The organism is Longivirga aurantiaca (assembly GCF_042660085.1).
Taxonomy (GTDB): domain Bacteria; phylum Actinomycetota; class Actinomycetes; order S36-B12; family CAIYMF01; genus Longivirga; species Longivirga aurantiaca.
Map to the genome: position 1 here is coordinate 200,769 of NZ_JBHSTI010000008.1, position 12,998 is coordinate 213,766.

The window sequence follows — 12,998 nt, forward strand, 5'->3', positions numbered from 1 at the left end:
ACCTTGGAACCGCTCGGGACGACCGAGAAACGTCAGCGAACACGACGGAGACGCAGTGCCCACGATCCAGCAGCTGGTCCGCAAGGGCCGGCAGGACAAGGTCTCGAAGAACAAGACCCCCGCGCTCAAGGGAAGCCCCCAGCGCCGGGGCGTCTGCACGCGCGTCTACACGACGACCCCGAAGAAGCCGAACTCGGCTCTTCGCAAGGTCGCTCGCGTCCGCCTCACCAGCGGCATCGAGGTCACCGCGTACATCCCCGGTGTGGGCCACAACCTCCAGGAGCACTCGATCGTGCTCGTCCGCGGTGGTCGTGTGAAGGACCTCCCCGGTGTCCGCTACAAGATCATCCGCGGCGCGCTCGACACCCAGGGCGTCAAGAACCGCAAGCAGGCTCGCAGCCGTTACGGCGCGAAGAAGGAGAAGAGCTGATGCCTCGCAAGGGCCCCGCTCCGAAGCGTCCGATCGTCGTCGACCCCGTCTACGGCTCGCCGCTCGTCACGCAGCTGATCAACAAGGTGCTGCTCGACGGCAAGAAGTCCACCGCTGAGCGCATCGTGTACGGCGCGCTCGAGGGCTGCCGTGAGAAGACCGGCACCGACCCGGTCGTCACGCTCAAGCGCGCGATGGACAACGTCAAGCCGACCCTCGAGGTCCGCAGCCGCCGCGTCGGCGGTGCGACCTACCAGGTCCCCGTCGAGGTGCGTCCCGGCCGCAGCACCACGCTCGCGCTGCGCTGGCTCATCACCTTCTCGCGCCAGCGTCGTGAGAAGACCATGACCGAGCGCCTCATGAACGAGCTGCTCGACGCCAGCAACGGCCTCGGCGCCAGCGTCAAGCGCCGCGAGGACATGCACAAGATGGCCGAGTCCAACAAGGCTTTCGCGCACTACCGCTGGTAGACCCGCCGCCCCTCGCGAGCAGCACCCAGACCCACAGACCACTTCGGATTCGGAGCCCTCACCGTGTCGACCGACACCGCCCTCGACCTCGCCAAGGTCCGCAACATCGGGATCATGGCGCACATCGACGCGGGCAAGACCACGACCACCGAGCGGATCCTGTTCTACACCGGTATCAACTACAAGATCGGTGAGGTCCACGACGGCGCAGCCACGATGGACTGGATGGAGCAGGAGCAGGAGCGCGGCATCACGATCACGTCCGCCGCGACCACCTGCACCTGGGACGGCACGACGATCAACATCATCGACACCCCGGGTCACGTCGACTTCACGGTCGAGGTCGAGCGCTCGCTGCGCGTCCTCGACGGTGCCGTCGCGGTGTTCGACGGCGTCGCCGGCGTCGAGCCGCAGTCCGAGACCGTCTGGCGCCAGGCCGACCGCTACAACGTGCCGCGCATCTGCTTCGTGAACAAGCTCGACCGCGTCGGCGCGGAGTTCCACCGCTGCGTCGACATGATGGTGACGCGTCTGCACGCGACCCCGCTCGTCCTGCAGATCCCGATCGGCGCCGAGGCCGACTTCCACGGCCTGGTCGACCTGGTGCGCATGAAGGCCCTCATGTGGCCCGAAGAGGCCGCCAAGGGCGAGGACTACTCCGTCGAGGCCATCCCGGCGTCGCACGAGGAGGCTGCGCGCGAGTGGCGCGACCGTCTCCTCGAGACGATCGCCGAGGCCGACGACGCGATGATGGAGAAGTACCTCGAGGGCGAGGAGCCCTCCGAGGAGGAGCTCCACGCCGCCATCCGTCGCGCGACCATCGCCGGCAAGCTCAACCCGGTGCTCACCGGCTCGGCGTTCAAGAACAAGGGCGTCCAGCCCATGCTCGACGCCGTCGTCGCCTACCTCCCCTCGCCGCTCGACGTCGAGGCCGTCGAGGGCCACAAGGTCGGCGACGAGGAGACGATGATCCCGCGCAAGCCGAGCAACGACGAGCCGTTCGCCGCTCTCGCGTTCAAGATCATGACCGACCCGCACCTCGGCAAGCTCACGTACATCCGCGTCTACTCCGGCGTCCTCGAGTCCGGCACCGCCGTGCTGAACTCGGTCAAGGGCCGCAAGGAGCGCATCGGCAAGATCTACCGGATGCACGCGAACAAGCGTGAGGAGATCGCGTCGGTGGGCGCGGGCGACATCGTCGCCGTCATGGGTCTCAAGGACACCACGACCGGCGAGACGCTCTGCGACGACAAGAACCCCGTCGTCCTGGAGTCGATGACGTTCCCGGCGCCGGTCATCCACGTCGCCATCGAGCCCAAGACCAAGGGCGACCAGGAGAAGCTCGGCACCGCGATCCAGCGCCTGTCCGACGAGGACCCGACCTTCCAGGTCCGGACCGACGAGGAGACCGGCCAGACGATCATCGCGGGCATGGGCGAGCTGCACCTCGAGGTGCTGGTCGACCGCATGCGTCGCGAGTTCAAGGTCGAGGCCAACGTCGGCAAGCCGCAGGTCGCCTACCGCGAGACGATCACCAAGGTCGTCGAGCGCATCGACTACACGCACAAGAAGCAGACCGGTGGTTCGGGCCAGTTCGCCAAGGTCCAGATCGCGATCGAGCCCGCGTCCGGCACCGCCGAGGGTGAGGGCGGCTACGAGTTCGTCAACGCCGTCACCGGTGGTCGCATCCCGCGCGAGTACATCCCCTCGGTCGACGCAGGCTGCCAGGAGGCCATGGAGAACGGCGTGCTCGCCGGCTACCCCATGGTCGACATCAAGGTCACGCTGAAGGACGGCGCCTACCACGACGTCGACTCCAGCGAGCTCGCGTTCAAGATCGCCGGCTCGATGGCGTTCAAGGAGGGTGCCCGCAAGGCGGGCCCCGTGCTCCTCGAGCCGATGATGGCTGTCGAGGTGACCACGCCCGAGGACTTCATGGGCGAGGTCATCGGCGACCTCAACTCCCGCCGTGGCCAGATCCAGGCCATGGAGGAGCGGGCTGGTGCCCGCGTCGTTCGCGCCCTGGTCCCGCTGTCGGAGATGTTCGGCTACGTCGGAGACCTCCGCAGCAAGACCCAGGGCCGGGCTAGCTACTCCATGCAGTTCGACTCGTACGCCCAGGTTCCGAACAACGTGGCGCTCGAGATCATCGCGAAGGCGCGCGGCGAGTAGTACTCGCCGGGCACCCCGGGGTGATCGACCGCGCCAGCGTGAGAGAGCCCGCCCAGCACGACCAGCAACACCAGCTCCACCCAAGACAACTGATCACCAGGACCTACGTCGTACGGCGTAAATCATCCGCAGTCCACAGGAGGACACCGTGGCGAAGGCGAAGTTCGAGCGGACTAAGCCGCACGTCAACATCGGCACCATCGGTCACATCGACCACGGTAAGACGACCCTTACCGCGGCGATCACCAAGGTGCTGCACGACGCGTACCCCGACGTGAACCCGTTCACGCCGTTCGACATGATCGACAAGGCTCCCGAGGAGCGTCAGCGCGGTATCACGATCTCCATCGCGCACGTCGAGTACCAGACCGAGGCCCGCCACTACGCCCACGTCGACTGCCCGGGTCACGCCGACTACATCAAGAACATGATCACCGGCGCGGCCCAGATGGACGGCGCGATCCTCGTGGTCGCCGCCACCGACGGCCCGATGCCGCAGACCAAGGAGCACGTGCTCCTCGCCCGCCAGGTCGGCGTGCCGTCGCTCGTGGTCGCGCTCAACAAGTGCGACATGGTCGACGACGAGGAGATCCTCGAGCTCGTCGAGCTCGAGGTCCGCGAGCTGCTCTCGTCCTACGAGTTCGACGGCGACAACATCCCCGTCGTGCGCGTCGCGGCCTTCCCGGCCCTGAACGGCGACGCCAAGTGGGGCGAGTCGATCCTCGAGCTCATGAAGGCCGTGGACGACTACATCCCGACCCCCGAGCGTGAGACCGACAAGCCGTTCCTCATGCCCGTCGAGGACGTCTTCACGATCACCGGTCGCGGCACCGTCGTCACCGGCCGTATCGAGCGCGGCATCATCAAGGTGAACGAGGAGATCGAGATCGTCGGCATCCGCCCGACCACCTCGAAGACCACCGTCACCGGCGTCGAGATGTTCCGCAAGCTGCTCGACGAGGGCCAGGCCGGCGAGAACGTGGGCCTGCTCCTCCGTGGCACCAAGCGCGACGACGTCGAGCGTGGCCAGGTCCTGTGCAAGCCGGGCTCGGTCACCCCGCACACGGAGTTCGACGCCAACGTGTACATCCTCAGCAAGGACGAGGGTGGCCGCCACACGCCGTTCTTCAACAACTACCGTCCGCAGTTCTACTTCCGGACGACCGACGTCACCGGCGTCGTCACGCTGCCCGACGGCACCGAGATGGTCATGCCCGGCGACAACACCGAGATGAAGGTCGACCTCATCCAGCCCATCGCGATGGAGGAGGGCCTGCGCTTCGCCATCCGCGAGGGTGGCCGCACCGTCGGCGCCGGTCGAGTCGTCAAGATCCTCAAGTAACACCCCTGGCGACAGCGGTCGGGCCTGACCGAGAGCGAAGGCCCGACCGCGTCCCACCGGGACGCCTCCCTCACCGGGAGTCGCCCCATCCCAGCGGCACACGAAAGAGAAGGACACCGAAGCCATCATGGCGGGACAGAAGATCCGCATCCGGCTCAAGGCCTACGACCACGAGGTCATCGACTCCTCGGCGCGCAAGATCGTCGAGACGGTGACGCGTACTGGTGCGCAGGTTGCGGGCCCGGTGCCGCTGCCGACGGAGAAGAACGTCTACTGCGTCATCCGCTCGCCGCACAAGTACAAGGACAGCCGCGAGCACTTTGAGATGCGCACCCACAAGCGCCTCATCGACATCCTCGACCCCACGCCGAAGACCGTCGACTCGCTGATGCGACTCGACCTCCCGGCCGGTGTCGACATCGAGATCAAGCTCTGAGGAACGTAGCCACCATGAGCAAGCAGATGAAGGGGTTGCTGGGCGAGAAGCTCGGTATGACCCAGGTCTGGGACGAGAACAATCGCGTCGTCCCCGTGACCGTGGTCAAGGCCGGGCCCTGTGTCGTCACGCAGATCAAGACCCCCGAGCAGGACGGCTACAGCTCCGTCCAGATCGCGTTCGGCGCCGTCGACCCGCGCAAGGTGAACAAGCCGGCTACCGGCCACTTCACCAAGGCGGGCGTCACGCCGCGTCGCCACCTGGTCGAGCTGCGTACCGACGACGCGTCCGAGTACGCCGTCGGTCAGGAGCTCGTCGTCGACACGTTCGAGGCCGGTCAGGTCATCGACGTCGTCGGCACGACCAAGGGCAAGGGCTACGCCGGTGTCATGAAGCGTCACGGCTTCCACGGCGTCGGCGCCTCCCACGGTGCGCACCGCAACCACCGCAAGCCGGGCTCCATCGGCGGCTGCGCGACCCCCGGCCGTGTCTTCAAGGGCATGCGCATGGCGGGCCGCATGGGTGTTGCGCGCCAGACCACCCAGAACCTCACGATCCACGCGGTGGACGCCGAGAACGGCCTCATCCTGATCAAGGGTGCGGTTCCCGGTCCCAAGGGCGGCCTCGTGCTCGTCCGCACGTCCGCGAAGGGGGCCTGACCTCATGGCCAAGCTCGACACCGCTGAGCTCCCCGAGGTCACCTCGGTCGAGATCAAGACGCCGGCCGGCAAGGCCGCGGGCACCGCTGACCTCCCCTCCGAGGTCTTCGGCGTCCAGGTCAACGTGCCGCTGATCCACCAGGTCGTCGTCGCGCAGCTCGCTGCCGCCCGTCAGGGCACGCACGACACCAAGAGCCGCGGCGAGGTCCGCGGTGGTGGTCGCAAGCCGTACAAGCAGAAGGGCACCGGTCGTGCCCGTCAGGGCTCGACCCGCGCGCCGCAGTTCACCGGCGGTGGCGTGGTCCACGGCCCGACGCCGCGCGACTACTCCCAGCGCACGCCCAAGAAGATGAAGGCTGCCGCACTTCGCGGTGCCCTGTCGGACCGCGCCCGCAACGGCCGCGTCCACGTCGTCACGGGCATCGTCGAGGGGGAGACCCCCTCGACCAAGGCCGCCGTGCAGGCCCTGGCCGCGATCAGCGACCGCCGCAACCTGCTCGTCGTGCTCGAGCGCGAGGACGACGTTTCGTGGCTCTCGCTGCGCAACGTGCCGAGCGTCCACCTGCTCGTGCACGACCAGCTCAACACCTACGACGTGCTCGTGAGCGACGACGTCATCTTCACCCAGGGCGCGCTCGCCGCGTTCGTCGCCGGTCCCAAGACCGGCAAGGGTGCGAAGGCTGTCGCAACCGAGTCCGAGGCGAACGAGGAGGCTTCGCAGTGAGCCGCATCAGCGACCCGCGCGACATCCTGCTCGCGCCCGTCATCTCCGAGAAGAGCTACGGCCTCCTCGACGAGAACAAGTACACGTTCATCGTGTCGCCCGACGCCAACAAGACCCAGATCAAGATCGCGGTCGAGCAGGTCTTCGGCGTCAAGGTGACCGGCGTGAACACGATCAACCGCCAGGGCAAGCGCACGCGTACGCGCACCGGGTTCGGCAAGCGTGCCGACACCAAGCGCGCCATCGTGAGCCTCGCTGACGGCGACCGCATCGACATCTTCGGCGGTCCGGTCTCCTGACCGGGCACCCGTAACCGACGAGGAAGAGAAACCCGATGGGTATCCGCAAGTACAAGCCGACTACGCCTGGCCGTCGTGGCTCCAGCGTGGCCGACTTCGTCGAGATCACGCGGTCGACGCCGGAGAAGTCGCTCGTTCGCCCGCTTCCGAAGAAGGGCGGCCGCAACAACCAGGGCCGCATCACCACCCGTCACCAGGGTGGTGGCCACAAGCGCGCCTACCGCGTCATCGACTTCCGTCGTGCGGACAAGGACGGCGTGCCGGCCAAGGTCGCGCACATCGAGTACGACCCGAACCGCACCGCGCGTATCGCCCTGCTGCACTACGCCGACGGCGAGAAGCGCTACATCGTGGCGCCGAACAAGCTGTCGCAGGGCGACACCGTCGAGACGGGTCCCTCGGCGGACATCAAGCCCGGCAACAACCTGCCGCTGCGCAACATCCCCGTGGGTACGGTCATCCACGCGGTCGAGCTCCGCCCCGGTGGCGGCGCCAAGATCGCGCGCTCCGCGGGCACGAGCATCCAGCTCGTCGCCAAGGACGGCCCGTACGCCCAGCTGCGTCTGCCCTCGGGCGAGATCCGCAACGTCGACGTGCGCTGCCGCGCCACCGTCGGCGAGGTGGGCAACGCCGAGCAGAGCAACATCAACTGGGGCAAGGCCGGCCGCATGCGCTGGAAGGGCGTCCGCCCGACCGTCCGCGGTGTTGCCATGAACCCGGTCGACCACCCGCACGGTGGTGGTGAGGGCAAGACCTCCGGTGGTCGCCACCCGGTCAACCCGAACGGCAAGCCCGAGGGTCGCACTCGCAAGGCCAACAAGGCCAGCGACAAGTTCATCGTCCGCCGCCGCAAGACCGGCAAGAAGCGCTAAGGGAGCACCACCTCATGCCTCGCAGCCTGAAGAAGGGCCCCTTCATCGACGGCCACCTCGCCAAGAAGGTGGACGATCAGAACGCCAAGGGGACCAAGAACGTCATCAAGACCTGGTCGCGTCGTTCGATGATCTCGCCGGACATGCTCGGCCACACCATCGCGGTGCACGACGGTCGCAAGCACATCCCGGTCTTCGTGACCGAGAACATGATCGGCCACAAGCTCGGTGAGTTCGCGCCCACCCGCACGTTCCGTGGCCACATCAAGGACGACCGCAAGGCGCGCCGCCGCTAAAGCACGGCGGCACGTCACCGAGCACGACCACACGATCCGAACAAGTACGACGACCAGCAAGGGGACAGCGATGGAAGCCAGGGCCCAGGCGCGCTACGTGCGCGTCACGCCCATGAAGGCACGCCGCGTCATCGACCTCATCCGCGGCCTGCCGGCCGCCGAGGCACAGGCGGTGCTGCACTTCGCGCCGCAGGCAGCGAGCGAGCCCGTGGGCAAGGTGCTTGACAGCGCTATCGCCAACGCGACGAACAACTTCAACCTCGACCCGGACACCCTGGTCGTGCGTGAGGCGTACGTGGACGAGGGCCCGACCCTGAAGCGGTTCCGTCCGCGTGCCCAGGGTCGTGCGTACCGCATCCGCAAGCGCACCAGCCACATCACCGTCGTCGTCGAGTCGGTCACCGCCGACTCGGCGCGGAAGAAGGGGTGACCCGGCCGTGGGCCAGAAGATCAACCCGTACGGCTTCCGTCTGGGCATCACCACCGACTACAAGTCGCGCTGGTTCGCCGACTCCTCCAAGGAGGGTCAGCGCTACCGCGACTACGTCGATGAGGACGTCAAGATCCGTCGCCTCATGACCAAGGGCATGGAGCGTGCCGGCATCAGCAAGGTGGAGATCGAGCGCACGCGTGAGCGCGTCCGCGTCGACATCCACACTGCTCGCCCCGGCATCGTCATCGGCCGCCGTGGCGCCGAGGCCGACCGCATCCGCGGCGACCTCGAGAAGCTCACCGGCAAGCAGGTGCAGCTCAACATCCTCGAGGTCAAGAACCCCGAGATCGACGCGCAGCTCGTCGCGCAGGGCGTGGCCGAGCAGCTCTCGAGCCGTGTCTCGTTCCGTCGCGCCATGCGCAAGTCGATGCAGTCCGCCATGAAGGGCGGCGCCAAGGGCATCCGTGTCCAGGTGTCCGGCCGTCTCGGTGGCGCGGAGATGAGCCGTACCGAGTTCTACCGCGAGGGCCGCGTGCCGCTGCACACGCTCCGCGCGAACATCGACTACGGCTTCTACGAGGCCCGCACGACCTTCGGCCGCATCGGCGTGAAGGTCTGGATCTACAAGGGCGAGGTCAGCCAGTCGCGCACCGAGCGCGAGGCCGCCATCGCCGCGGAGCGTCTCGGCGCCGGCCGCCGTCCCGAGCGTGCCGGTCGTCCGGCCGCCGCTCGTGGCCCGCGTCGCGACGAGGCCGCTGCCCCCGCGGTCGAGGCCACCGAGGCTCCCGCCGCTGAGCCGGTCGAGGCCGTCGCTGCGGTCGAGACCCCCGGAACGGAGGCCTGACCATGCTGATCCCTCGCAGGGTCAAGCACCGCAAGCAGCACCACCCGGACCGTACGGGCGCTGCCAAGGGCGGCACCGAGGTGACCTGGGGCCAGTACGGCCTGCAGGCCCTCGAGCCGGCCTACGTGACCAACCGTCAGATCGAGTCCGCCCGTATCGCCATCACGCGTCACATCCGCCGTGGTGGCAAGGTCTGGATCACGATCTACCCGGACCGCCCGATCACCAAGAAGCCCGCCGAGACCCGCATGGGTTCCGGCAAGGGCTCGCCCGAGTGGTGGGTGGCCAACGTCAAGCCCGGACGCGTGATGTTCGAGCTGTCGTTCCCCAACGAGGTAGTGGCACGCGAGGCGCTCACCCGCGCCGCGCACAAGCTGCCCATGAAGTGCCGCATCGTGCGGCGCGAGGCTGGTGACATCTAAATGGCAACCGGGACCAAGCCGACCGAGCTGCGCACCCTGACCGACGACGAGCTCGTCGAGAAGCTGCGCGAGGCCAAGGCCGAGCTCTTCAACCTGCGTTTCCAGGCGGCCACCGGCCAGCTGGAGAGCCACGGCCGTCTGCGCGCCGTCCGCACGGACATCGCGCGCATCTACACGATCATGCGCGAGCGCGAGCTCGGGATCACCCCTGTGGGTGCCGCGTGAGCGAGAACAGCGAGAAGGCAGTGACTGAGACCGACATCCGCGGCTCCCGCAAGACGCGCGAGGGGTACGTCGTCAGCGACAAGATGGACAAGACCGTCGTCGTCGCCGTCGAGGACCGCTTCAAGCACCCGCTGTACGGCAAGGTCGTCCGCCGTACGAGCAAGCTGCACGCCCACGACGAGGCCAACGCGGCCGGCATCGGCGACAAGGTCCTCCTCATGGAGACCCGTCCGCTGTCCGCCACCAAGCGCTGGCGCGTCGTGGAGATCCTCGAGAAGGCCAAGTGATCCGGGGGCGGGCACCGCAGGGTTTCCGCCCCAAGATCACGAGTTTTGGCCCCTGTCCCGGGGCCGACTAGACTCACCAGGTCCTGCACACGTGCGGGGCCGCACCACACATCCGTTCCGCAAGGCTCGGTCAAGCCGAGAACCGGCGCGACAACAGGAGACAGACAAGTGATCCAGCAGGAGTCGCGACTGCGTGTCGCCGACAACACGGGTGCCAAGGAAATTCTGTGCATCCGCGTTCTCGGCGGTTCCGGTCGACGCTACGCGGGCATCGGCGACGTCATCGTCGCCACCGTGAAGGACGCGATCCCCGGTGGCAACGTGAAGAAGGGCGACGTCGTCAAGGCGGTCATCGTGCGCACCAAGAAGGAGCGCCGGCGCCTGGACGGGTCGTACATCCGCTTCGACGAGAACGCCGCCGTCATCCTCAAGGGCGATGGCGAGCCGCGCGGCACGCGCATCTTCGGCCCGGTGGGCCGCGAGCTGCGCGAGAAGCGCTTCATGAAGATCATCTCGCTGGCTCCGGAGGTGCTCTGACATGGGCTCGCTGAACATCAAGAAGGGTGACCTCGTCCAGGTCATCACGGGCAAGGACAAGGGCGTCCAGGGCAAGGTCATCGCCGTCCTGGTCGAGGCCGACAAGGTCCTCGTCGAGGGTGTCAACCGGATCAAGAAGCACACGAAGGTCGGCCAGACCACGCGTGGTGCCAAGACCGGCGGCATCGTGACCCAGGAGGCCCCGATCCACGTCTCGAACGTGCAGCTCGTGGACCCCTCGGACAACCGCCCCACCCGCGTCGGCTTCCGTCGTGAGGTGGTCACCAAGACCCGTCCCGACGGCACGTCGTACGAGACCTCGCGTTCCGTGCGCGTCTCCAAGCGCACCGGTAAGGACATCTGATGACGACCGAGACCACTGCGTCCACGGAGACCGCGATCCCGCGTCTCAAGACCCGGTACCGCGAGGAGATCATCCCCACGCTGCGTGAGGAGTTCGCCTTCGCGAACGTCATGCAGGTCCCGGGCCTCACCAAGATCGTGGTGAACATGGGTGTCGGCGAGGCTGCTCGCGACTCCAAGCTCATCGAGGGTGCCATCAAGGACCTCGCCGCGATCACCGGCCAGAAGCCGCAGGTGACCAAGGCGCGCAAGTCGATCGCCCAGTTCAAGCTGCGCGAGGGGATGCCGATCGGCGCCCACGTCACGCTGCGCGGCGACCGCATGTGGGAGTTCCTCGACCGGCTGCTGTCGGTCGCGCTCCCGCGCATCCGCGACTTCCGCGGCCTGTCCGCGACCCAGTTCGACGGTCGCGGCAACTACACGTTCGGTCTCAACGAGCAGTCCATGTTCCACGAGATCGACCAGGACGCCATCGACCGCGTCCGCGGCATGGACATCACGGTGGTCACCACCGCGTCCACCGACGACGAGGGCCGTGCGCTCCTGAAGCACCTCGGCTTCCCCTTCAAGGAGAACTGACCGTGGCGAAGACTGCTCTGATCAACAAGGCGAACAAGAAGCCCAAGTTCGCCGTCCGTGGCTACACCCGGTGCAACCGCTGCGGCCGTCCGCACTCGGTCTACCGCAAGTTCGGCCTCTGCCGGATCTGCCTGCGCGAGATGGCGCACGCCGGCGAGCTGCCCGGCATCACCAAGAGCTCCTGGTAACACCCCCCGACGCCGCAGGTCCTGCTCGAGGTACGAGCGGGATACCACGGTGAGAGAGGCCCTTCGGCCATGACGATGACTGACCCGATCGCAGACATGCTCACGCGTCTGCGCAACGCCAACACGGCGTACCACGACGCAGTCGTGATGCCCCACTCGAAGATCAAGGCCGGTATCGCCGAGATCCTCAAGCAGGAGGGCTACATCGCCGGCTGGCGCGTCGAGGACGCCGAGGTCGGCAAGAGCCTCGTGCTCGACCTCAAGTTCGGCCCGAGCCGCGAGCGCTCGATCGCCGGCGTCCGCCGCGTGTCCAAGCCCGGCCTTCGCGTGTACGCGAAGAGCACCGCGCTGCCCAAGGTCCTCGGTGGCCTCGGCGTCGCGATCATCTCCACGTCGTCCGGTCTGCTGACTGACAAGCAGGCCGCCAAGAAGGGTGTAGGCGGGGAAGTCCTCGCCTACGTCTGGTAGCGGGAAGGAGTACCAAGCATGTCGCGCATCGGTCGTATGCCCATCTCCGTCCCGTCGGGCGTCTCCGTCGATATCGACGGGTCCACGGTCACGGTCAAGGGCCCCAAGGGCACCCTCAGCCACGAGGTCGCCAGCCCCATCGAGGTCGCCAAGGACGAGGACGGCACCCTCACGGTGACCCGCCCCAACGACGAGCGCCTCTCGCGCTCGCTCCACGGCCTCACCCGCACCCTGGTGTCGAACATGGTCGTCGGTGTCACCGACGGCTACACCAAGGCGCTGGAGATCTCGGGCACGGGTTACCGCGTCGTCGCCAAGGGCACGGACCTCGAGTTCGCCCTCGGCTACAGCCACCCCATCCTCATCGAGGCGCCCGAGGGCATCTCGTTCGCCGTGGAGAGCCCCACCAAGTTCTCCGTCTCCGGCATCGACAAGCAGCAGGTCGGCGAGGTCGCCGCCACGCTGCGCAAGCTGCGCAAGCCCGACCCGTACAAGGGCAAGGGTGTGCGCTACGCCGGCGAGGTCATCCGCCGCAAGGCCGGAAAGGCGGGTAAGTAACCATGCCCATCGTCACGAAGCTCGGCTCGGGCAACAAGAAGGCGGTGGCGCGCAAGCGTCGCCACACCCGGGTCCGCAAGAAGGTCACCGGCTCGGCCGCTCGTCCGCGCCTGGTCGTCAGCCGTTCCGCCCGTCACCTGTTCGTTCAGGTCGTCGACGACGCGGCGGGCACCACGCTCGCGTACGCCTCGACCATGGAGGCCGACCTCCGCGCGTTCGACGGTGACAAGAGCGCGAAGGCCAAGAAGGTCGGGGAGCTGGTCGCCGAGCGCGCCAAGTCCGCCGGCATCGACACCGTGGTCTTCGACCGCGGTGGCAACAAGTACCACGGCCGCGTCGCGGCCCTCGCCGACGGCGCCCGCGAGGGCGGCCTCGCGTTCTGACGCGAACGACG

Annotated in this window: 22 protein-coding genes; all 22 read left to right on the top strand. The window is 67.5% G+C overall.

Annotated elements, in window-relative coordinates:
* The first annotated feature begins 55 nt into the window (after window positions 1-55).
* Complete coding sequence (rpsL, locus tag ACFQGU_RS04765; RefSeq protein ID WP_386764252.1) at window positions 56-430, top strand: 30S ribosomal protein S12; 375 nt, start codon at window positions 56-58, stop codon at window positions 428-430.
* Window positions 430-900: a 30S ribosomal protein S7 gene (rpsG, locus tag ACFQGU_RS04770; RefSeq protein ID WP_386764254.1), complete on the top strand. Its 471-nt coding sequence runs from the start codon at window positions 430-432 to the stop codon at window positions 898-900. The genes rpsL and rpsG overlap by 1 nt, the downstream gene beginning before the upstream one ends.
* A gap of 63 nt (window positions 901-963) precedes the next feature.
* Window positions 964-3,072 (top strand): elongation factor G, encoded by a 2,109-nt coding sequence (gene fusA, locus ACFQGU_RS04775; RefSeq protein WP_386764256.1) that lies wholly within the window; start codon window positions 964-966, stop codon window positions 3,070-3,072.
* 148 nt (window positions 3,073-3,220) lie between these two features.
* Complete coding sequence (tuf, locus tag ACFQGU_RS04780; RefSeq protein WP_386764258.1) at window positions 3,221-4,414, top strand: elongation factor Tu; 1,194 nt, start codon at window positions 3,221-3,223, stop codon at window positions 4,412-4,414.
* Between the two features lie 127 nt (window positions 4,415-4,541).
* Window positions 4,542-4,850, top strand: coding sequence for a 30S ribosomal protein S10 (gene rpsJ / locus ACFQGU_RS04785; protein WP_066889903.1), 309 nt, complete (start codon window positions 4,542-4,544; stop codon window positions 4,848-4,850).
* Between the two features lie 14 nt (window positions 4,851-4,864).
* A complete protein-coding gene (rplC, locus tag ACFQGU_RS04790; RefSeq protein WP_386764261.1) occupies window positions 4,865-5,509 on the top strand; it encodes a 50S ribosomal protein L3 in 645 nt (214 codons plus the stop codon).
* Between the two features lie 4 nt (window positions 5,510-5,513).
* Window positions 5,514-6,233, top strand: coding sequence for a 50S ribosomal protein L4 (gene rplD, locus ACFQGU_RS04795; protein ID WP_386764263.1), 720 nt, complete (start codon window positions 5,514-5,516; stop codon window positions 6,231-6,233).
* Window positions 6,230-6,532 carry a 50S ribosomal protein L23 gene (gene rplW, locus ACFQGU_RS04800; RefSeq protein WP_386764265.1) on the top strand — a complete coding sequence of 101 codons (303 nt, stop codon included), beginning with the start codon at window positions 6,230-6,232 and terminating at the stop codon, window positions 6,530-6,532. Before rplD ends, rplW begins: the two co-directional genes overlap by 4 nt.
* A gap of 35 nt (window positions 6,533-6,567) precedes the next feature.
* Window positions 6,568-7,404 carry a 50S ribosomal protein L2 gene (gene rplB / locus ACFQGU_RS04805; protein WP_386764267.1) on the top strand — a complete coding sequence of 279 codons (837 nt, stop codon included), beginning with the start codon at window positions 6,568-6,570 and terminating at the stop codon, window positions 7,402-7,404.
* A gap of 14 nt (window positions 7,405-7,418) precedes the next feature.
* Complete coding sequence (gene rpsS, locus ACFQGU_RS04810; protein ID WP_386764269.1) at window positions 7,419-7,700, top strand: 30S ribosomal protein S19; 282 nt, start codon at window positions 7,419-7,421, stop codon at window positions 7,698-7,700.
* Window positions 7,701-7,770: 70 nt separating this feature from the next.
* Window positions 7,771-8,130, top strand: coding sequence for a 50S ribosomal protein L22 (rplV, locus tag ACFQGU_RS04815; protein WP_386764271.1), 360 nt, complete (start codon window positions 7,771-7,773; stop codon window positions 8,128-8,130).
* A 7-nt stretch (window positions 8,131-8,137) separates the two neighbouring features.
* Window positions 8,138-8,977: a 30S ribosomal protein S3 gene (rpsC, locus tag ACFQGU_RS04820; RefSeq protein ID WP_386764273.1), complete on the top strand. Its 840-nt coding sequence runs from the start codon at window positions 8,138-8,140 to the stop codon at window positions 8,975-8,977.
* 2 nt (window positions 8,978-8,979) lie between these two features.
* On the top strand, window positions 8,980-9,399 hold the full coding sequence (rplP, locus tag ACFQGU_RS04825; RefSeq protein ID WP_386764275.1) for a 50S ribosomal protein L16: 420 nt from the start codon (window positions 8,980-8,982) through the stop codon (window positions 9,397-9,399).
* Window positions 9,400-9,624, top strand: a complete 225-nt coding sequence (rpmC, locus tag ACFQGU_RS04830) for a 50S ribosomal protein L29 (protein ID WP_386764277.1) — start codon at window positions 9,400-9,402, stop codon at window positions 9,622-9,624.
* Window positions 9,621-9,911: a 30S ribosomal protein S17 gene (gene rpsQ / locus ACFQGU_RS04835; protein WP_386764279.1), complete on the top strand. Its 291-nt coding sequence runs from the start codon at window positions 9,621-9,623 to the stop codon at window positions 9,909-9,911. Before rpmC ends, rpsQ begins: the two co-directional genes overlap by 4 nt.
* A gap of 168 nt (window positions 9,912-10,079) precedes the next feature.
* Window positions 10,080-10,448 (top strand): 50S ribosomal protein L14, encoded by a 369-nt coding sequence (gene rplN, locus ACFQGU_RS04840; RefSeq protein ID WP_386764281.1) that lies wholly within the window; start codon window positions 10,080-10,082, stop codon window positions 10,446-10,448.
* Between the two features lies 1 nt (window position 10,449).
* Window positions 10,450-10,812, top strand: a complete 363-nt coding sequence (rplX, locus tag ACFQGU_RS04845) for a 50S ribosomal protein L24 (RefSeq protein ID WP_386764283.1) — start codon at window positions 10,450-10,452, stop codon at window positions 10,810-10,812.
* Window positions 10,812-11,390 (top strand): 50S ribosomal protein L5, encoded by a 579-nt coding sequence (rplE, locus tag ACFQGU_RS04850; RefSeq protein ID WP_386764285.1) that lies wholly within the window; start codon window positions 10,812-10,814, stop codon window positions 11,388-11,390. The genes rplX and rplE overlap by 1 nt, the downstream gene beginning before the upstream one ends.
* A gap of 2 nt (window positions 11,391-11,392) precedes the next feature.
* Complete coding sequence (locus ACFQGU_RS04855) at window positions 11,393-11,578, top strand: type Z 30S ribosomal protein S14 (protein ID WP_386764287.1); 186 nt, start codon at window positions 11,393-11,395, stop codon at window positions 11,576-11,578.
* A gap of 69 nt (window positions 11,579-11,647) precedes the next feature.
* Complete coding sequence (rpsH, locus tag ACFQGU_RS04860) at window positions 11,648-12,046, top strand: 30S ribosomal protein S8 (RefSeq protein WP_386764289.1); 399 nt, start codon at window positions 11,648-11,650, stop codon at window positions 12,044-12,046.
* An 18-nt stretch (window positions 12,047-12,064) separates the two neighbouring features.
* Window positions 12,065-12,604: a 50S ribosomal protein L6 gene (gene rplF, locus ACFQGU_RS04865; protein WP_386764291.1), complete on the top strand. Its 540-nt coding sequence runs from the start codon at window positions 12,065-12,067 to the stop codon at window positions 12,602-12,604.
* A gap of 2 nt (window positions 12,605-12,606) precedes the next feature.
* Window positions 12,607-12,987, top strand: a complete 381-nt coding sequence (gene rplR / locus ACFQGU_RS04870; protein ID WP_386764292.1) for a 50S ribosomal protein L18 — start codon at window positions 12,607-12,609, stop codon at window positions 12,985-12,987.
* Window positions 12,988-12,998: the final 11 nt, after the last annotated feature.

Bases quoted from the DNA above. Each gene is read 5' to 3' on its own strand.
- rpsG (WP_386764254.1), top strand. From the start codon at position 430: ATGCCTCGCAAGGGCCCCGCTCCGAAGCGTCCGATCGTCGTCGACCCC.
- rplB (WP_386764267.1), top strand. From the start codon at position 6,568: ATGGGTATCCGCAAGTACAAGCCGACTACGCCTGGCCGTCGTGGCTCC.
- rpsH (WP_386764289.1), top strand. From the start codon at position 11,648: ATGACGATGACTGACCCGATCGCAGACATGCTCACGCGTCTGCGCAAC.
- rplD (WP_386764263.1), top strand. From the start codon at position 5,514: ATGGCCAAGCTCGACACCGCTGAGCTCCCCGAGGTCACCTCGGTCGAG.
- rplP (WP_386764275.1), top strand. From the start codon at position 8,980: ATGCTGATCCCTCGCAGGGTCAAGCACCGCAAGCAGCACCACCCGGAC.
- rpsJ (WP_066889903.1), top strand. From the start codon at position 4,542: ATGGCGGGACAGAAGATCCGCATCCGGCTCAAGGCCTACGACCACGAG.
- rplR (WP_386764292.1), top strand. From the start codon at position 12,607: ATGCCCATCGTCACGAAGCTCGGCTCGGGCAACAAGAAGGCGGTGGCG.
- rplC (WP_386764261.1), top strand. From the start codon at position 4,865: ATGAGCAAGCAGATGAAGGGGTTGCTGGGCGAGAAGCTCGGTATGACC.
- rplE (WP_386764285.1), top strand. From the start codon at position 10,812: ATGACGACCGAGACCACTGCGTCCACGGAGACCGCGATCCCGCGTCTC.
- rplX (WP_386764283.1), top strand. From the start codon at position 10,450: ATGGGCTCGCTGAACATCAAGAAGGGTGACCTCGTCCAGGTCATCACG.
- rplF (WP_386764291.1), top strand. From the start codon at position 12,065: ATGTCGCGCATCGGTCGTATGCCCATCTCCGTCCCGTCGGGCGTCTCC.
- rplV (WP_386764271.1), top strand. From the start codon at position 7,771: ATGGAAGCCAGGGCCCAGGCGCGCTACGTGCGCGTCACGCCCATGAAG.
- rpmC (WP_386764277.1), top strand. From the start codon at position 9,400: ATGGCAACCGGGACCAAGCCGACCGAGCTGCGCACCCTGACCGACGAC.
- rpsS (WP_386764269.1), top strand. From the start codon at position 7,419: ATGCCTCGCAGCCTGAAGAAGGGCCCCTTCATCGACGGCCACCTCGCC.